The organism is Variovorax durovernensis (genome assembly GCF_977011995.1).
The window spans coordinates 2,373,191-2,389,613 of sequence record NZ_CDRNCW010000001.1; the positions used below are offsets into that span (position 1 = coordinate 2,373,191).

At 63.8% G+C, this 16,423-nt stretch carries 18 protein-coding genes; 14 read left to right on the forward strand and 4 right to left on the reverse strand.

Annotation, left to right across the window (positions count from 1 at the left end; genetic code table 11):
- Nucleotides 1–54: 54 nt before the first annotated feature.
- On the reverse strand, nucleotides 55–2,724 hold the full coding sequence (locus tag ACWV14_RS11375; RefSeq protein WP_454906628.1) for an AAA family ATPase: 2,670 nt from the start codon (nucleotides 2,722–2,724) through the stop codon (nucleotides 55–57).
- A 51-nt stretch (nucleotides 2,725–2,775) separates the two neighbouring features.
- Nucleotides 2,776–4,038 carry a type II restriction endonuclease gene (locus ACWV14_RS11380; RefSeq protein WP_454906627.1) on the reverse strand — a complete coding sequence of 421 codons (1,263 nt, stop codon included), beginning with the start codon at nucleotides 4,036–4,038 and terminating at the stop codon, nucleotides 2,776–2,778.
- Between ACWV14_RS11380 and ACWV14_RS11385 the strand changes: the two genes are divergently transcribed.
- Together ACWV14_RS11385 and ACWV14_RS11390 are read left to right on the forward strand one after the other, a co-directional pair.
- Entirely contained in the window at nucleotides 4,006–4,170 is a 165-nt protein-coding gene (locus ACWV14_RS11385) for a hypothetical protein (protein WP_455342731.1), read from the forward strand. The two genes, ACWV14_RS11380 and ACWV14_RS11385, sit on opposite strands and share 33 nt — an antisense overlap.
- 78 nt (nucleotides 4,171–4,248) lie before the next feature.
- Nucleotides 4,249–5,892, forward strand: coding sequence for a Fic family protein (locus tag ACWV14_RS11390; RefSeq protein ID WP_454906625.1), 1,644 nt, complete (start codon nucleotides 4,249–4,251; stop codon nucleotides 5,890–5,892).
- Between the two features lie 44 nt (nucleotides 5,893–5,936).
- Here the strand turns inward: ACWV14_RS11390 and ACWV14_RS11395 are convergent, their stop codons facing one another.
- Both ACWV14_RS11395 and ACWV14_RS11400 read right to left on the reverse strand, forming a co-directional pair.
- A complete protein-coding gene (locus tag ACWV14_RS11395) occupies nucleotides 5,937–7,346 on the reverse strand; it encodes a heavy metal sensor histidine kinase (protein WP_454902660.1) in 1,410 nt (469 codons plus the stop codon).
- Nucleotides 7,343–8,026, reverse strand: a complete 684-nt coding sequence (locus ACWV14_RS11400) for a heavy metal response regulator transcription factor (protein WP_454906623.1) — start codon at nucleotides 8,024–8,026, stop codon at nucleotides 7,343–7,345. The genes ACWV14_RS11395 and ACWV14_RS11400 overlap by 4 nt, the downstream gene beginning before the upstream one ends.
- A 190-nt stretch (nucleotides 8,027–8,216) precedes the next feature.
- On the opposite strand from ACWV14_RS11400, the gene ACWV14_RS11405 reads away from it, so the two are divergent.
- The 12 genes from ACWV14_RS11405 to ACWV14_RS11460 all read left to right on the forward strand — a co-directional run bounded on the left by ACWV14_RS11405 (nucleotide 8,217) and on the right by ACWV14_RS11460 (nucleotide 16,412).
- Nucleotides 8,217–8,612 (forward strand): hypothetical protein, encoded by a 396-nt coding sequence (locus ACWV14_RS11405; protein ID WP_454906621.1) that lies wholly within the window; start codon nucleotides 8,217–8,219, stop codon nucleotides 8,610–8,612.
- A 67-nt stretch (nucleotides 8,613–8,679) separates the two neighbouring features.
- A complete protein-coding gene (locus tag ACWV14_RS11410) occupies nucleotides 8,680–9,105 on the forward strand; it encodes a hypothetical protein (RefSeq protein WP_454912742.1) in 426 nt (141 codons plus the stop codon).
- Between the two features lie 161 nt (nucleotides 9,106–9,266).
- Complete coding sequence (locus ACWV14_RS11415) at nucleotides 9,267–9,593, forward strand: hypothetical protein (RefSeq protein ID WP_454912743.1); 327 nt, start codon at nucleotides 9,267–9,269, stop codon at nucleotides 9,591–9,593.
- Nucleotides 9,590–11,014 (forward strand): TolC family protein, encoded by a 1,425-nt coding sequence (locus tag ACWV14_RS11420; RefSeq protein WP_454912744.1) that lies wholly within the window; start codon nucleotides 9,590–9,592, stop codon nucleotides 11,012–11,014. Before ACWV14_RS11415 ends, ACWV14_RS11420 begins: the two co-directional genes overlap by 4 nt.
- Nucleotides 11,015–11,050: 36 nt before the next feature.
- The gene (locus ACWV14_RS11425) at nucleotides 11,051–12,466 is read left to right on the forward strand and encodes a multicopper oxidase family protein (protein ID WP_454906619.1); all 1,416 of its coding nucleotides are present in this window, start codon (nucleotides 11,051–11,053) and stop codon (nucleotides 12,464–12,466) included.
- A 46-nt stretch (nucleotides 12,467–12,512) separates the two neighbouring features.
- A complete protein-coding gene (locus ACWV14_RS11430; protein ID WP_454906617.1) occupies nucleotides 12,513–13,004 on the forward strand; it encodes a cupredoxin domain-containing protein in 492 nt (163 codons plus the stop codon).
- A gap of 75 nt (nucleotides 13,005–13,079) precedes the next feature.
- On the forward strand, nucleotides 13,080–13,454 hold the full coding sequence (locus tag ACWV14_RS11435) for a copper-binding protein (RefSeq protein WP_454906615.1): 375 nt from the start codon (nucleotides 13,080–13,082) through the stop codon (nucleotides 13,452–13,454).
- A 49-nt stretch (nucleotides 13,455–13,503) separates the two neighbouring features.
- Nucleotides 13,504–14,316 (forward strand): methyltransferase, TIGR04325 family, encoded by an 813-nt coding sequence (locus ACWV14_RS11440; RefSeq protein ID WP_454906613.1) that lies wholly within the window; start codon nucleotides 13,504–13,506, stop codon nucleotides 14,314–14,316.
- 58 nt (nucleotides 14,317–14,374) lie between these two features.
- Entirely contained in the window at nucleotides 14,375–14,791 is a 417-nt protein-coding gene (locus ACWV14_RS11445; protein WP_454906611.1) for a hypothetical protein, read from the forward strand.
- A 63-nt stretch (nucleotides 14,792–14,854) separates the two neighbouring features.
- A complete protein-coding gene (locus tag ACWV14_RS11450; protein ID WP_454906609.1) occupies nucleotides 14,855–15,514 on the forward strand; it encodes a c-type cytochrome in 660 nt (219 codons plus the stop codon).
- 98 nt (nucleotides 15,515–15,612) lie between these two features.
- A complete protein-coding gene (locus ACWV14_RS11455) occupies nucleotides 15,613–15,981 on the forward strand; it encodes a hypothetical protein (RefSeq protein ID WP_454906607.1) in 369 nt (122 codons plus the stop codon).
- Nucleotides 15,982–16,082: 101 nt separating this feature from the next.
- The gene (locus ACWV14_RS11460) at nucleotides 16,083–16,412 is read left to right on the forward strand and encodes a four-helix bundle copper-binding protein (RefSeq protein ID WP_454906605.1); all 330 of its coding nucleotides are present in this window, start codon (nucleotides 16,083–16,085) and stop codon (nucleotides 16,410–16,412) included.
- Nucleotides 16,413–16,423 lie beyond the last annotated feature (11 nt).

A 16,423-nucleotide genomic window follows, 5' to 3' on the forward strand; every position in this document is an offset into this window, starting at 1 on the left:
GCACGCGCAGATTACAGTTATGTCATCCGTCAAGCGCGCCGGGTCACGTGGCCTTCAGGCACCGGCGGCGGGTGCCACGGGCACCCGTTGGGGGGCCACGGCGCGTCCCAGCACAAGAGCATCCAGACGCTCAAGCGTGCCGACCACCAACTCGACAGTTCCCGGCTCGAAGTCCTCGCGATCCTCTTCCTCGTGCGTTCCCTTGTTCAGGTAGGTCCAGACGTGCGCGTTGGCGGCCAGGAGAGTCTGGAGGCATGCGATCACCTCCGCCTTGTCCTGATGGGCGAATCCGGGTGCCCTGGCCTTGCTGAGAAGCTGGTCGCACAGGTTCCGCAACTCCGGCTCCGCACCCGGTCGGCGCATGGAAATGGACAGGTTGCCGTGGTCGTGGTTGATCAACCACTTCCAGACTCGGCCGCTGAGCATCTCCAAGGCCTGGCGGGACGCCGCCAGGGCGCCGCGATCGTTCATGCCGTCGATGGCTGCCCGGGCTTCCACCAGATAGCTGCGAATCTGCGGGTCGGCATGGATCACCGGGTGGTAGTCGCCTCCGTGCGGACGGATTCCATACACTTGCAGGTCGTTGCGGTGAGCCGGCAGCAAGTGATTCTGGATGTCCTTGATGAACTCCTGGCTGTGGCAGGTCACGATGAGCTGCGTGTCGGCGAAGCGCTGCGTATCGAAGATGGTTTCACGGATCCCTTGGCGATGGTCGGTGTCGATGGCATTGATCGCATCGTCGAAGACGATCGCCGGTGCGCCGATGGCGGTCGCCTTGGCCAGCAACACCGCCAGTCCAAGACACCGGATGTGCCCTTCGCTGAGAACTTGCAGTGCGTCATGCCGACGCTCGGGGTTGCCACGGAAGGCGACCTGAATGCGCATCGCGTTCGAAGTCGGCAGGAACAGCGCGGCGAGCTTGTCCTCGTTGCGGTCCTGCCGGTTGAAGTCGTTGTAGAGCGCCATCGCCGACTCGTTCAGTCCCGCCATCAACTGCGCCGGCAGGCCGTCGCGGTACTGCCTGAGCAAGCGAAGAAATGCGTCGTACGCCACGCCGATTCGACTGTCGAGTCCAATCTCTGTTTTCTCGGCTTCGGCCTCCTCGATGAGCGTCGCGTTCTGCTCGTCGAATGTGGCCACGCGTGCGCGTGCCGCGTCGACCGAGAGCGCCAGCTGTTGCCGCTTGGAGGCCTGGGCCACGACGCGTTCCTTCAGCCCTTGCAACTTGTCCCGCTCGCGGATTCTCTGCGCACGCTCTTCCGCGGCAGTCCTCGTCTCGGCATCGCGCAATTCGGCGCGGTCCGCCGCTGCGCAGAGCCGCTCGAATGGCGTTGCACCGCCGTCGGTTGGTTCCTGCAGCGCAGTCCACCACGGGCTGGCAATTTCGATCTGTAGGGGTGCTCGTGCGGGAGCTGCGTCGCCCAACTCTTCGTCCTCGAACCTCCGCAGTCTGTCGAGCGTTGCGCGCAGCGCTGTCGAGGCCGCGTCGCGTGCTGTGCGCGCCGCATCTCGCGCGGTCTGTAGCAGCGCCAGTTCGCGAAGCTGCGCGAGACCATCGACCGCCTTGACGAACGGATCGTGAACGACTTCTGTCAGCGGGGTGTCGCACGCGGGGCACGTCGCGCTGTCGGCTTTGCGCAGTTTCGAAACGGCGGTGTAGAGCTCCTGGAAGGAGATTTCATCGCCCTTGCCCCGTAGCTCTTCCTCGCGAGCATCAAGTTCGGCCTGCTTTTCTGTTGCCTCGGTCAAGCGCAACTGGGCGTCTGCGCGCGACACGCCCACCGTGACCGGATGAACCTGATCGATCAGCGCCGAAAGCTCTTGCAGCCGTCCAGGCGCCTGCGCCGTCCCGATGTAGGCCTGCATGGCGTCGAAGGCGAGATCCGGTTGCAACTCGGCGGCCAAGGCGGCGTCTTCCAGATCCAAGGCCGCGATTGCCTCTCTTTCTCTGTCCAGGATCTGCTGGTCTTGGGTCAGGGCGGCGCGCGCAATGGCCAATTGCCTCTGTTTGACGGCCGTCAGCTTCAACTTCGCATCCATGGAATCGTTGAAATTCCCCACGAAGTCGTTGAATTGGTCCATCCCGAAAAGCGTGGCGATCAGCGCGGAGCGCTCGGCTGGTGCCCTGGACGCCAATCGCGAGAACGAATCGATTCGGTTCTTCTCCACGAACAAGAACCGGTGCACATCCTGGTTGGGCCGCAGATTGACGACTTGGCCGCGTGCATCCCTCGCGCTGAGTACAGGTGCGACGAATCGGCGCTCGTGGACATTCGCCAGATATGCGTCGGTGCCAAGGCGTGTCGCTTCCGCCTCGTCGACACTGCCGAGCAGCGCGAATTCCAAGGCTTCGCAGAAACTGCTCTTGCCGCTTCCGTTCGGGCCGTACATCAAGGTGATACGCCTGCTGAGATCGAAATCTTCGGCTTGGCGAAAGCCTCTGAAGGGCCCAACCCGCAAACGATTCAGTCGGGCCCACGCCCAATCCTGGGCTGCTGCGATGGCAACGATCGCCGGAATGTCGGCCGGAGAATCTGCAAGATCGCGACGGCAGAGTTCGGCAAGGAAACCTGCTCTCTGCGACTGACGGTTCGAAGTGCGTGCAACGCCGTCGAAGTTGGCCAGGGCCAAGTTCGCCAGGCGCTTCACGTCATCGGCGATACCCCGAGGTTGCCCATGCAGCCACTGGACGAATTGCTCGAAGTCTCGCTTTGCAGAAGACATGTCCTCGACTCCTTCTTGAAAGTAGGCCACCCGCGGCAACGGGACTCTGGATCACAGCAAATGTGAGATCTCGGCCAAAGGCTTCAGGCCGGATCCGAACCGGCCAATCGCTTCGCGGTGGTTGCCGAGTTCGCTGTAGGGCAGATACCGGATGCCGAGCTCGGCCACGCGCGAGAACGCCGGGCGACGCAACTGCAGCCGCACATCGTCGCGCCGCGCGTCGGGGGCTACCAGGAACATCGACACGCCGGCGCCCAACTCGGTGCCCAGCGCAAGATCGAGCATCCGCACGATGCCCGAGTAGATGGAGGTCGAGTGCTCCACCTCGAAGGCCGCGGTGATTTTCGAGTTGTCGGCCTCCACCCAGATGACGTCGATCAAACGGACCGAATCCAGGCCGGGCTGGGCGCCCGAAGGCAATTGCGTCAGGCAGCCGTCGCCGAGGCGCCCGCCTGCATAGCCGCGGCCCTGGTCGTTGGAGGCGATCCACACGCCGTAGCCGAGTGCCTTGCCCAGGTCTCGCAGCCATCCCTGGATCTCGGTATGGGTCGCGTCGCTCTCGCGCTCTGCGGCCCAGCGCTTGTGGGCAGCGGCCGATGCCTCACGCACCTTCTCGAGGTCGGCCTCCCAGCCCTTAACAGCCGCGACGTCGTCGCTACGCGGCGGCGCCGTGTACCGGCCCGAGCCGACATCGAAGAGCAACCCGGCCAGTGCTCCCATGTCATTGGACAGCAGCCGGCGGTGCTGCGCATTCAGCCGAAGACAGCCCTCGCGCATGGAAAGGTAGTGGTCCCACTTGCCGAGCTTGACGTTGCTGCCCGTGACGGCGTTGTAGCCTTTCACGATCGCCGTGTTGAACGGCATCACGATCGTTGGATGAACGAAGTACAGCAGGTTCGCCACAGCGGGCCCCAGGCCCTTGATCCGATGCGCGTCGATGCGGCGGATGGCCTCGACCACCTCCTCGGCGCTGTCGCAGCAGTCGCACGCATGCAGCAGCCGGGCGAAGGCACGCTGATTGGCGGCGTTCTCGTAAATGTCGGGAATGCGCAACTTCGGCTTCCAGAGAAACGCGTGGTCGGCGCCCTTGAAGATCTGGCGTTGCTCCGCCACCGACCCGACGACGGTCTCGAGCGAGGAGCCGCGAAACGCGCTGCCGAAAGTGCCGGCGTCGATGTCCTTGACCACCTGGGCCAGGCCCCGGCGGATGGATCGGAAGTTTTTCAGCCTCTCTTCCCACAGAAACCACGAGTTGTAGGTGCTCAATGGATCGGTCTTCCAGTGACCGATGAGAACTTCAAGACCGATGGACATGGACAGGATGAGATGGGGGCGCATGGCGCGACGCTGCGATTGAAGCACGGGGCGCCGAAATCAGGTGCGACGCCTTCTCATAAATCTCTGGCATTCGAAAAGCAACTTAATCTAGCAATCAATATACAATGAAATCTAGCAACCAAATAGCATAAGAATCTAGCAATCGAGCGCCATCGGCGCCTCCCACCGACTGTGCGAGCATGAAACATGGCAACCCATCCGACCTCGGTTTCGCGTAAAGCCACCCCTGCGCAGCGGCGGTTGGCCACGGCCCTGGAAGCGCTGCATGCGCTTCAGGCGCAGGGCCATGGCGTGTTCAACACGAGCCTGTTTTCCCGCACCGACCGCGAGGCGCTGCTCGCCGCGAGGTATCTCCAGCCGGTGATCCAGGGCTGGTACATGTCCGCCAGCCCTTCGGCCAAGGCCGGCGACACGACGCCCTGGATTGCTGGAATGAAGGACTTCATTGCCGCCTATTGCAACGCCAGGTTCGGCGCCGACTGGTGCGTGTCGGCGGAGTACTCGCTGAAACTGCACGCCGGCACGACCTTGCTGCCCCAACAGGTTGTCATTCACTCGCCACTGGGCAAGAACGGCGTGTTGGATTTGCCGAACGGGTTCTCGCTGATGGACTATCAGGCGAGAGACTTTCCTGGGCCCGACCGACGCGACAGCGTCGGAAACATCCGCACGATGACGCTGGCCCAAGCTCTCTTGAAGGCGCCGGAGAACTTCTTCAGGGCTTCCGCCCAGGACGCGCAGGTCGCGCTGCTGTCCATCAGCGATGCCTCGGAACTCAGCCGGCTGCTCGCCGAGGGCAACCACAGCACGATCGCCGGGCGGCTTGCCGGCGCGTTCCGGGCGGTGGGCCGAGGTGCGATCGCGGACGACATCCTGGGATTCATGCGCGCTTTGGGCAACCAGGTCACTGAATTCAATCCGTTCGAGATCCCGCCGAGGATTGTCCCGGGCGACCGCATCGAGTCTCCCTATGTCTCCAGACTGCGACTCATGTGGGCTTCGATGCGCGACGACGTGATGGGTGACTTCCCGCAGCAGGAGCCCGGGTCGCCGGGCGACGTCGACGCATTCATGCAGGCGGTCGAAGATGTCTATGTCACCGATGCCTACCATTCGCTGTCCATCGAAGGCTACAGAGTCACGCCGGAACTGATCCGTCGCGTGGCGGGCGGGGATTGGAACGAGGACATCCACGAGCAGGACCGGCAGTCCAGAGATGCGATGGCGGCGCACGGCTACTGGCTGGCGCACAACGAGGTCAAGGTGTCCATCCGGAAGATCTTCAGCGGCGCAAACGCCGGTGATGTCCTCAAGGGCGATCATGGCGCCTGGTTTCGCGCGATGTTCGCGCCCAGCGTTACCGCTGGGCTTCTGGCGGCGACGGACCTGGCGGGCTACCGCGGGCATCAGGTCTACATTCGCAACGCGCAACATGTGCCACCGCCGCGCGAAGCCGTGCGCGAGATGATGCCCGTGCTCTTCGAACTGCTGCGCGACGAACGCTCGACCGCGGTGCGCGCGGTGCTGGGTCACTTCATGTTCGTCTTCATTCACCCGTACATGGACGGCAATGGCCGGCTCGGGCGCTTCATCATGAACACGATGCTGGCCTCGGGCGGCTTTCCCTGGACAGTACTGCGCCTTGAGGATCGCGATCGGTACATGGCGGCGCTGAATGCGGCAAGCGGCCAGGGTGACATCAAGCCGTTTGCGTCGTTCGTCGCCCAGAGTCTGGATGCGGCAAGGGACGCGCAGGCCGACCCGCTGCACGACGATGGCGCATTGGACGCTGACATCGAAGAAGACGATCCGCAACGCCCGCGCGGTTGAGGGCTGCGGATGGCGCGTCAAAGCGGCGCGCGGCCCAGGTCGAATCAGCTTTCGGGCAACCCCAGAGAGAAGCTGATTTCGGTGACGCCCGATCGGGAGGTGGCGCGGGTCTGCCCGCCGTGCATGCGCGCGATCGCGGCGACGATCGCCAAGCCCAGCCCATGGTGCTCTGACGAGTCGGTGCGGGAGCGCTCCGCCCGGAAGAAGCGTTTGAAAAGATTGGGCAGCACGTCGGCGGGGACAGGCTCGCCCCGGTTGGCGACCTTGACCCAAACACCGTCGGGCTGCGTGTCGATCACGACCGCGATGGTCGAGCCTGGCGCCGCATACCGGCTCGCATTGCTCAACAGGTTCGATAGTGCCCGGCGCACCAGACCGGCGTCGACGCCTATGCGCGCGTCGCCGCTGACTTGGACCTTCAGCCCTACCTCCTCGAGCGTCGCCTCATGAAAATCCAGCACCGTGCGCACCTGGTCGGCCAGGCTGACCGGCGCCGAGCGGCGGGCCACCGCGCCGCGGTCCGCATGGGACAGGAAAAGCATGTCGATCACGATCGCAGAGACACGCCGTGCTTCTTCCAGCGCCGACAACAAGGCGTCGTGCAGTTCCTCGACCGATCTTGGCCGCGCCAGCTCGACTTCCACCATCCCGATCAGGTTGGCCAGCGGCGTGCGCAGTTCGTGCGCCACGTCCGCGTTGAACGATTCCAACTGCTGATAGGCCTGCTCGGCCCGGTCAAGCACCGCGTTGAACTGTGCGACCCAGGGAGTGATTTCAGAGGCATACGGGGAGGGATCGATCCGCCGTCCCGGATGCGCGGGTCCGGTTGCGGCGGTCTGCAGAACGAGCTTCTTCAGTGGCTGCATCCCCCGACGCACCAGCAAGGCACCGGTCAGCGAGATGACCGCCGAGCCGAGGACGACCGCGCCCACCAAGGTCCAGGCCAGCCGGGCCAGGAGCTTCGCGTCCTCCTGAACGTCGATGCCAAGCTGCAATTGCATCGCGGCGTCGCCCGACGGCATCGGCTGCTCCTGCGTCGGCATCCACACCCAGCGCCCCGAGGTCCGAACCGGCGCGGACGAATAGACGATCTCGTTGCCGAGGCGCAACACGAGACTGATCTCCGCATGGGTCGAGAAAAAGTCATCCAGCTTGTGGCGCAGTCCGTCACGCCCCGGGTCATCGCGCGACTCCTGGATCAGGTGCTTGATGAGCTCCGACTGTCGCTCGAATTCGCTGGCCTGCTTGACCTGGAAGCTCCAGGCGGTGACGGCATAGATCCCCACACACACCAGGCTGAGACCGATGAAGGCCTGGGCTGCAAACCAGCGCGACAGTGCGGCCTGGATGGATCCAGTGCCCTGCGCAGGCGCGGTGACGGCCCCCTCTGGCGCGACTGCCACGATCTCGGTGGCTTGGCCCAGTCCTTCCACGGCGGTCTTGGCGGCGCTCACGATCCGCTGCCCTGCCGGCTCTCCAGCACATACCCCATGCCGCGCACCGTGTGCAGCAGCTTCTCTTCAAAAGGATCGTCGATCTTGCTGCGCAATCGCCGGATCGCCACTTCCACAAGGTTCGTGTCGCTGTCGAAATTCATGTCCCACACCTGCTCGGCCAATTGGGTGCGCGACAGCACATTGCCCTGGCGGCGCATGAGCAGGGTCAGCAGCGCGAACTCCTTGGCGGTCAGCTCCAGGCGGTGCCCGTTGCGCGTCGCCTTGCGCGCGACCACATCGAGGCTCAGGTCCCTGAGCGCGTAGTTGGACACCTCATGGAGCTTGCCGCGCCGCAGGAGGGCCTGGATCCTCGCGAGCAATTCGGAGAACGCAAAAGGCTTGGCAAGGTAGTCGTCCGCGCCGCTTTGCAGTCCGCGCACCCGGTCGACCACCTCGTCGCGCGCCGTCAACATCAGCACGGGCATCGACTTGGCCTTGCGTACGGCCTCCAGGACGGCAAAACCATCGATGCCCGGCAGCATCACGTCGAGCACCAGCAGGTCGTAGTCTCCATCGAGCGCGAGACTGCGCCCCTCGATGCCCGTGCGCGCGAGGTCGACCACGAAACCGCTCTCGGAGAGTCCCTTCACGAGATAGTCGCCAAGCTTTTGTTCGTCTTCGATGACCAGGATGCGCATCGTCGAATGCTACGGCGCGCGGTCGCGCGTGTGGATTACTTCTTTGTAATCCAGGTGGCGGGTGATTGGCGGACTGGCTTCCTAGAGTCATTGCATGCCAGCCAGGTGACTGGCATCGCCGGCTCGCGTGTCGATCCCGGTGAGTTCAGTGCAGTTCACGAAATTGAGCAAACCGTTGAAGGAGACCATCATGAAGAACCGTCAAATCCTCTCGTTCGCACTCGCCGCCGGCGTGGGCGTTGCCTTCGTTGCGCCGTTCGCGGCCTACGCGGAAGGCCCGTCCCACTTCGCGCCCAACGAAGCCGGCGTGGCCTATCACCCAGGGGAAGCCGGGCCGGCCAGATCCCAGGCTGAGGTGTCCGCCGAACTCGCGGCCGCGCAGAAAACCCCTGCCGGGGCCAGCATGCTGCGCTGGGGGTCGATGAGTACGCCGAAGGTCGGAGCCGCCAAGTCGCGCGCCGAAGTGGTGGCCGAACTGGAAGCCGCGCAGAAGCAACCCAACTGGGATGCCGCAGCAAGGCTCGGTGCGCCCCTGCCAGCGCCCAGAGGTGATGCGAGCAAGGCTCGCGCACAAGCGCAGCCCTGAGGGTTGCGCACAAAACTGGATGTCCATACAGGCCTCCTGACACACGGCTCCATTTAGAATTCGCCGCATGCACCGGGTTCGCCTGTTCGTCCTTTGGATCATGATGTTCGCCGTGCCCTTCCAGGGGTACGCGGCGGCAGCCATGGTCTTTTGCGGACCTGGCCACGCCGGCGCGGCGGCCGAAATGTCGCTCGCACAGCCCGGCGCGCACGACCATGCCCAGCACCCTCATGCGGACGGGCACGGCGATCACGAGCACAAGGCGGCACAGGCTGCCAAGCCTCCCACAAAGGACAGCACCGCCAAGACAGCGAATGCCGAGCCTGATGCGATGCACAAGTGCGGCACCTGCGGCGCATGCCATGCCACGGCGCTGACCAGCACGATGGACGTGGCCGTCTTCCACGACCTTCCCAAAGCCGACCTGGCGGAGCCAGCCATCACGGTGGCCACGCTCGCTCCGCGCGTTCTCGACAAACCTCCTCGCGCTTAACGCGTTCGTGCGCCTGTGACCCGCGTCACGGGCCGCCGCGAACGCTCATGCATCACCTGCGTCATGCCTTTTCGGGCAGCTCTGACGTACTCCGTTCATGAACTTGCGAGGACTCCATGTTCCATTCATCGCCGACCCGTTGGTTGGCAGCTTTTCCCGCCTTGGCTGCGTTCTCCGCTTTGGCGACCCTGGGTGCCGCTGTCGCGGTGGCGCAACCCGCGCCCGCGAAATCCGCTGAGGCTACGGCGCCCACCGTCCTGACCTACAAGTCCGCGCTCGAGGGCTATCAGCCCTTTGCCGACGAAAAGCCCATCCCCTGGAAAGAAGCCAACGAGACGGTCTACCGCCGCGGTGGCTGGCAGGCCTACGCCAAGGAGGCGTCAGGCTCCAGTGCAGCCGAGGCCGATTCGGCCAAGGGCGCCGCCGCTGCGCCTGCCGCGCCGCCAGGCCATTCGATGCCCATGCCTGCAAAGAAGGAGAAGCCATGAAGCGCGTCCTTCGTTTGACGGCCCTTGCCGTTGCCGCTGCTTTCCTGGCGGGGTGCGCCTCGGTCGGTATCGACGACGCCTTGAAGGACACGAACACCAACGCGCAGCAATTCACCGGCGGCACGCTCGAACTCAGCCGGACCCAGGAGCAGCGTGACCGCCGCGCCGCGCTGTCACAGGAATTGCTCGCCAAACCGCTGTCGCAGAACGACGCGGTCCAACTCGCGCTGGCCAACAGCCCGTCCGTCCAGGCTTTGATTGCCCAGAGCTGGGGCGACATTGCCGCAGCCAACCAGACCAGCCGGTTGCCGAATCCGATTTTCACGTTCGAGCGCATGCGCCTCAACAGCGAGCTTGAGCTTGGGCGTCTGCTGTCCTTCGGGCTGGTGGACCTGATTCTGCTGCCGAAACGTCTGTCGATCTCCAGGAGCCAGGCCGCCCAAGCCAAAGTCCAACTGACCGGTGCCGTGGTCGACCAGGTCACGCAGGTCAAGCAAACCTGGGTCCGTGCGGTCGCCGCACAGCAGTCGTTGCAGTACGCCGAGCAAGTCAACAAGTCGGCCCAAGCCAGCGCCGAGCTCGCGCGCCGGATGCAGCTCATTGGGAATTTCTCCAAGCTGCAGCGTGCACGCCAACAGGTTTTCTACGCCGACGCGACGACCCAGCTCGCCTCTGCACAGCACGCCACCACCGCTGCGCGCGAAGAGTTGGTTCGTGTCCTGGGGTTGAACGATGAGCAGGCCACCAAACTGACCTTGCCCGAACGGTTGCCCGACCTGCCCAAGGCCCCTCGCGAGGCGAAGGAAGTCGCGGCGACCGCGACCGAACAGCGTCTGGATGTCCAACTGGCACGCGCCCAACTGGATGTCGCAGGCAAATCGCAAGGCATCAACCTGCTGTCGACCTTCGTCGACGTCGAGGTGGGCGGTCGGCGTGACACCGTGTTCGACAACGCGGAAAACACCAAGAGCACCCGCCGAGGCTTCGAGCTCGACATCCGCCTGCCGCTGTTCGACTGGGGGTCGGCGCAGCGCGACATGTTGAACGCGCAGTCGCTGGCCGCAGCCAACCGCTACGACGCCACCGTGCGCGGTGCCTCTTCGCAGCTGCGGGAGGGCTACTCGGCCTACCGCACGGCCTACGACATCGCACGGCACTACCGCGACGAAATCGTCCCATTGCGCCAGGCGATGGCCGACGAGAACGTCCTTCGCTACAACGGCATGTTGATCGGCGTTTTCGAGCTGTTGGCCGAGGCGCGCGACCAGATCGCCAGCGTGACCAACGCGATCAATGCCCAGCAGCAGTTCTGGCTCGCCGATGCCGCGCTGGCGGCTTCGGTGATGGGCAAGCCCACGTCCATGGGCGCCTCGATGGCCAGTTCGGGTGGCGAAGGCGCCTCTGCTGGCGCGGCCCACTGAGCCCACTACCTGAGCTCTCCAACTGATTTGAATGACATGAAAAACAGACGCAATTTCTTGAGCGGTGCGGGCGCCATCACGGGCGCCATCGCCGCGGCCAGCGTGAGCAAGGTGGCAATGGCCGCCTTGCCCGAGCCCGTGCTCCAGACCACGCCCAACACCATGCCGCCGCTGATGCCTTCGAGCGGACGCCCCTACAACCCCGTGGTCACGCTCAACGGCTGGACCTTGCCTTGGCGCATGAACAACGGCGTCAAGGAGTTCCACCTGGTGGCCGAGCCCGTGGTGCGCGAGATGGCGCCCGGCTTCAAGGCCAATCTGTGGGGTTACAACGGTCAGTCGCCGGGCCCGACCATCGAGGTGGTCGAAGGCGACCGCGTGCGTATCTTCGTGACCAACAAGCTGCCCGAGCACACCAGCGTGCACTGGCACGGCCAGCGCCTGCCCAACGGCATGGACGGCGTCGCCGGACTGAACCAGCCACCGATCCGTCCGGGCAAGACCTTCGTCTATGAGTTCGTGGCGCGCCGCCCTGGCACCTTCATGTACCACCCGCATGCGGACGAGATGACGCAGATGGCGATGGGCATGATGGGCTTCTGGGTCACGCACCCGAAGGCCGAGCACCCGCTGATCGACAAGGTCGACCGCGACTTCGTGTTCCTGCTCAACGCCTACGACGTCGAGCCTGGCAGCGCCACGCCCAAGATCATGACAATGTTGGACTTCAACCTGTGGTCCTGGAACAGCCGGATCTTTCCGGGCATCGACTCGCTCAACGTGCGGCTCAACGACAAGGTGCGCATCCGCATCGGCAACCTCACGATGACGAACCACCCGATGCACTTGCACGGGCACGAGTTCCTGGTCACGGGCACCGACGGCGGCCCAACGCCCAAGACATCGCGCCAGTACGAGGTGACCACCGACGTCGCCGTCGGCCAGATGCGCCAGATCGAATTCCTGGCCGACGAGGAAGGCGACTGGGCCTTCCACTGCCACAAGAGCCATCACACGATGAACGCGATGGGCCATGACGTACCGACCATGATTGGCCTGGACCACAAGGATGTGGCCAAGCAGATCACAAGCCTGGTGCCCGACTACATGGTCATGGGCGAGCGCGGCATGGCCGACATGGCCGAGATGGAAATGCCGATTCCCGACAACACCGCGCGAATGATGACCGGCGAAGGCCCGTTCGGCTCGGTCGAGATGGGCGGCATGTTCAGCATGGTCAAGGTGCGCAAAAACCAGAAGGCCGGCGATTACTCGAACCCCGGCTGGTTCAAGCACCCGAAGGGCACCGTCGCCTACGAACTGAACGGGCCGCCGCCGGAGACCTCGCGCCAACGCGGCGCTGGCGCCGCAGCGATGCCTGCTCAGAACATGCCCGCCAAGAACATCGAAGTCCAGATTCGAAAGCCCGGCAGCGGCCATTCGAGTCACTAGTTTTCTCACCCTCCGTTCCAACCTCCAACTTTCAAAGGAAAAACCCATGAAACACACTTTCCGCAACACAGCTCTCGCGGCACTCGTTGCCTTGGCCGCCGCCGGCGCTTCGGCATCCGGCACCCACGCCGGTGGTCACGGCCACGATGCCAACGAGGCGATCGGCAAGCCCGGCGTGGCCACGAAATCGACGCGCACGATCAACGTCGACATGACCGACAGCATGCGCTTCACGCCGGCCGACATCAGCGTCAAGCAAGGCGAGACCGTGCGCTTCGTCATCAAGAACTCCGGCCAACTCAAGCATGAGCTCGTGATCGGGACCGAGAAGGAGCTCAAGGAGCACTACGAAGTCATGAAAAAGAACCCGGAGATGGAGCACTCCGATCCGAACATGGTGACGCTGGCCGCGGGCAAGACCGGCGAGATCGTCTGGCAGTTCACCAAGGCCGGCAAGGTCGACTTCGCATGCCTGCAGCCAGGCCACTACGACGCCGGCATGAAGGGCGCCGTGAACGTGACCAAGACCGGGAAGTAAGCGCGACGCTCCCGCCGCGGGCCACCATCGGGACGCGGCGGCACTCCAAATTTATTCACAGCACAGGAGATCCTCATGACCAACACCCGCATCGCACTCTTGGCATTCGTTGCCGCACTCTCATTCGCTGGCGCGGCCAGCGCGCAATCCTCCAAACCCACGGCCGACATGCCTGGCATGTCCGAAAAGGCACCAGCGGCTGGCGGCTCGGATGCGGCCGCAGCCTCCGACCTCACCGAAGGCGAGATCCGCAAGGTGGACAAGGACAACAAGAAACTCACGATCAAGCACGGCCCGCTGAAGAACCTCGACATGCCCGGCATGACGATGGTGTTCGGGGTGAAGGACGACGCCATGCTCGACAAGGTCGAGACTGGCGCCAAGGTCCGTTTCCAGGCGGAAAAGATCGACGGCAAGATCGTCGTCACGAAGATCGAATCGGCCCGCTGAGCGCGTAAAAAATAAACGGGCGGCGACTATCGGAAGGATGGAGGAAAGAATGGCTTACTCGAGTGCTTCGCAAGTCGTTCGGCAGATCCTGGAGGGACCGGTCACCCGGCCGGCGTTGCAGCGCTGGCGACGCCAGCAGTTCTTCTCCGAGGCCGGATTCGGCAGCTACTTCGGCCTGTTCAACAGCTTTGCCGAAGCGCGGGATTGGCTGCCTGACAGTCCGGAATTCGACCACGCAGCCCTGGCGGAAGAGTACGTGAATGTCCGCACGAAGAAGGTGTTTGCGTACGACTACCCCGTGATGTGGTGGCTCGAACGCGCGTTCAGGGACGGTGCCACCAAGTTGCTCGACATCGGCGGCTCGGTGGGAGTTCACTTCCACGCCTATCGCCGCTATTTCGAAATGCCGCAGGGCCTGTCGTGGCGCGTCGTCGAAGTGCCCGCGATCGCAGCCGTCGGGCGGGAAATAGCCAGCCAGGCCGAGGCCATTGGACTGAGTTTCGCCGAGGATCTGTCGCAGGCGCTGCACGGCAACGACATCTGGTTGTCGGCCGGCGCCCTGCACTATGTCGAGAATGCGCGCCCCGGTGATCTGCTTCAACGGTGCGACACGCGACCACGGCATGTCCTGCTGAACAAGCTGCCACTCTACGACGGCCAGGACTACGTCACGGCACAGAACCTCGGCGCAGGCTGCTTTGCGCCGATGCACGTCTACAACCGCCAACGCTTCATCAAGGAAATCGAAGCGCTGGGCTACACCCTGCGCGACCAGTGGCAGGTTCCCGAGCGGTCACTCTACCTGCCGGGATTTTCCGAGCGATGCTTCCCGACATTCAGTGGCCTTTACTTTGCCATTTGAGCGACGCAAGCCAAAGCGTCGATGCGCCGTGGTCAGTCCTGGCGGATCGGGATTTACGTTGTCTGCCGTCGACACGGAGAAGACGAGGCATTGCACCATCGTGATGGCGCATGCTCTTGCGAGCGGGATTCTCGTTATGGTGATCTCCGCCGGTCTGACGGGCTGCGCCGATTTCTACCGGCAGCACCGCGATTTTCAGAACGGCTGGCGTACAGGCGAAATTGTCGAGATCGGCCGCGCGAGCGAGATTCAGCGCAGCGGGCGCACGGATTGCAGGAAGAAGGCCGGCGCCGACGAACTTGCATCACAGCGCTTCGCCATCCTGCTCGATCGTTCCACGGGCCAGCGCCACGCGCACATCGTGATGCTGGATCCTGCGACATCCGTCGAGTTGGGCGACATCGTTTCGACCAACGTCGTCAGGTGCGGCACACCCGTTCGCGTGTTATCGCATGCACGAGCACCGCGCGACTGACGGGGCCTGCGCACGATCTCCAGCCATCTTTGCAGCCAGCCCACCCACAAACCTAAGCACTCCATGAAATTGTTCGTGCCTCTTTTGCTAGCCGCGCTCGGTGGATTTTCCTCCGGCTTCTCTTTCGCTGCCGATCCTGCCGCACCGGTGCCGACCGAAAGAGCCCCCGCCAAATCGGCGAAACCCGATATTGCGAACGGTGAAGTCGTTTTCAATGGCAAGTCGTGCGCCGCGTGCCACAGCGCGGACGGGAACTCGGCCATCCCCGCCAATCCCAAACTGGCTCAGCAGCATCCGGAGTACCTGGTCAAGCAACTGCAGGAGTTCAAATCCGGCAAACGCAAGAGCCCGGTCATGAGCGGCATGGCCGCGATGCTGTCCGAGCAGGAAATGCGCGACGTCGCCTGGTTCCTGGGTTCCAAGCCCGTCAAGCCGGGGTTTGCGAAAGACAAGGATCTGGTGGCGCTGGGCGAGAGGATCTATCGCGGTGGCATCGGGGACCGCAGTGTCCCGGCCTGCGCGGGCTGTCACAGTCCCAACGGCGCCGGCATCCCGATCCAGTACCCGCGACTGGGCGGACAGCACGCCGAGTACACCGCCGCTCAGCTGACCGCGTTTCGCGATGGGGGACGACTCAACAGCATGCCAATGAGTGGCGTTGCAGCGAAACTCAATGATCGCGAAATCAAGGCCGTTTCCGACTACATCGCGGGCCTGCACTGAGCCTCGGTCGGCAACCTGCCTGAAATCACCATGCGGCCTATTCAGTACGTCCTATCCCACTTCTGCTGCCGCCGCGCGCGTACCTCGCGTACCTGCCAGTGGCCGACAAGCCAAACGAGGTGACGCATGTACGTGACAGGCCGGTGGGTTTCCGAGAATGTGGTGAGCACCATGTTCATCGCGTGGATCATGGGAGTGATCGTTTTCGCGGCGATCGTGTGCTGGCAGCGCCGCAAACACCGGAAAAACCGATCGAACGGGTACAGAGGTCGGGGAACCCTCCGCTCGACTGCATCCAGGAAGTCCAGGCGGAGCAAACGATGAAGGCGTCGGCAATTCGCAACCATGACCGGGCTGGCGTCCGACAGACGGCTGCTCGCGTCTTCGGCACCCTGCACACAGGTTCAGGCCTTCGCACGGTCGACATCCGCATCGCCGTCACGTCGATTCACACGCCGATCGTTTGATTGGAGCTCTTTTCACCCGCGACCCGTTGCGTCGCGCATGCCGGGGCGGTTGCATCGCCCCTCTTCGCCGACCTTCGGCCGCTGCGCAAAAGGAGACAGCCGTGTCACATGAAACCGACTCTGCCTGTATCGAGGCGTGCAACGAGTGCGCCGTCGCGTGCAATCGCTGCGCGGCGGCCTGCTTGAAAGAGGACAACGTCAAGATGATGTCCCGGTGCATCGCGCTGGACATGGATTGCGTGGCAATCTGTCAGTTCGCCGCCGCGGCGATCGCCCGTGGCAGCGCGTACGCAACAGAAGTTTGCGGGCTGTGTGCCGACATCTGTGAAGCCTGTGCGCAGGAATGCGACAAGCACCAGGCGCCGCACTGCCAAGCCTGCGCCAAGGCTTGTCGAGCCTGCGCGGTCGCGTGCCTGGAAATGGCCCATTGATTTCACACCAC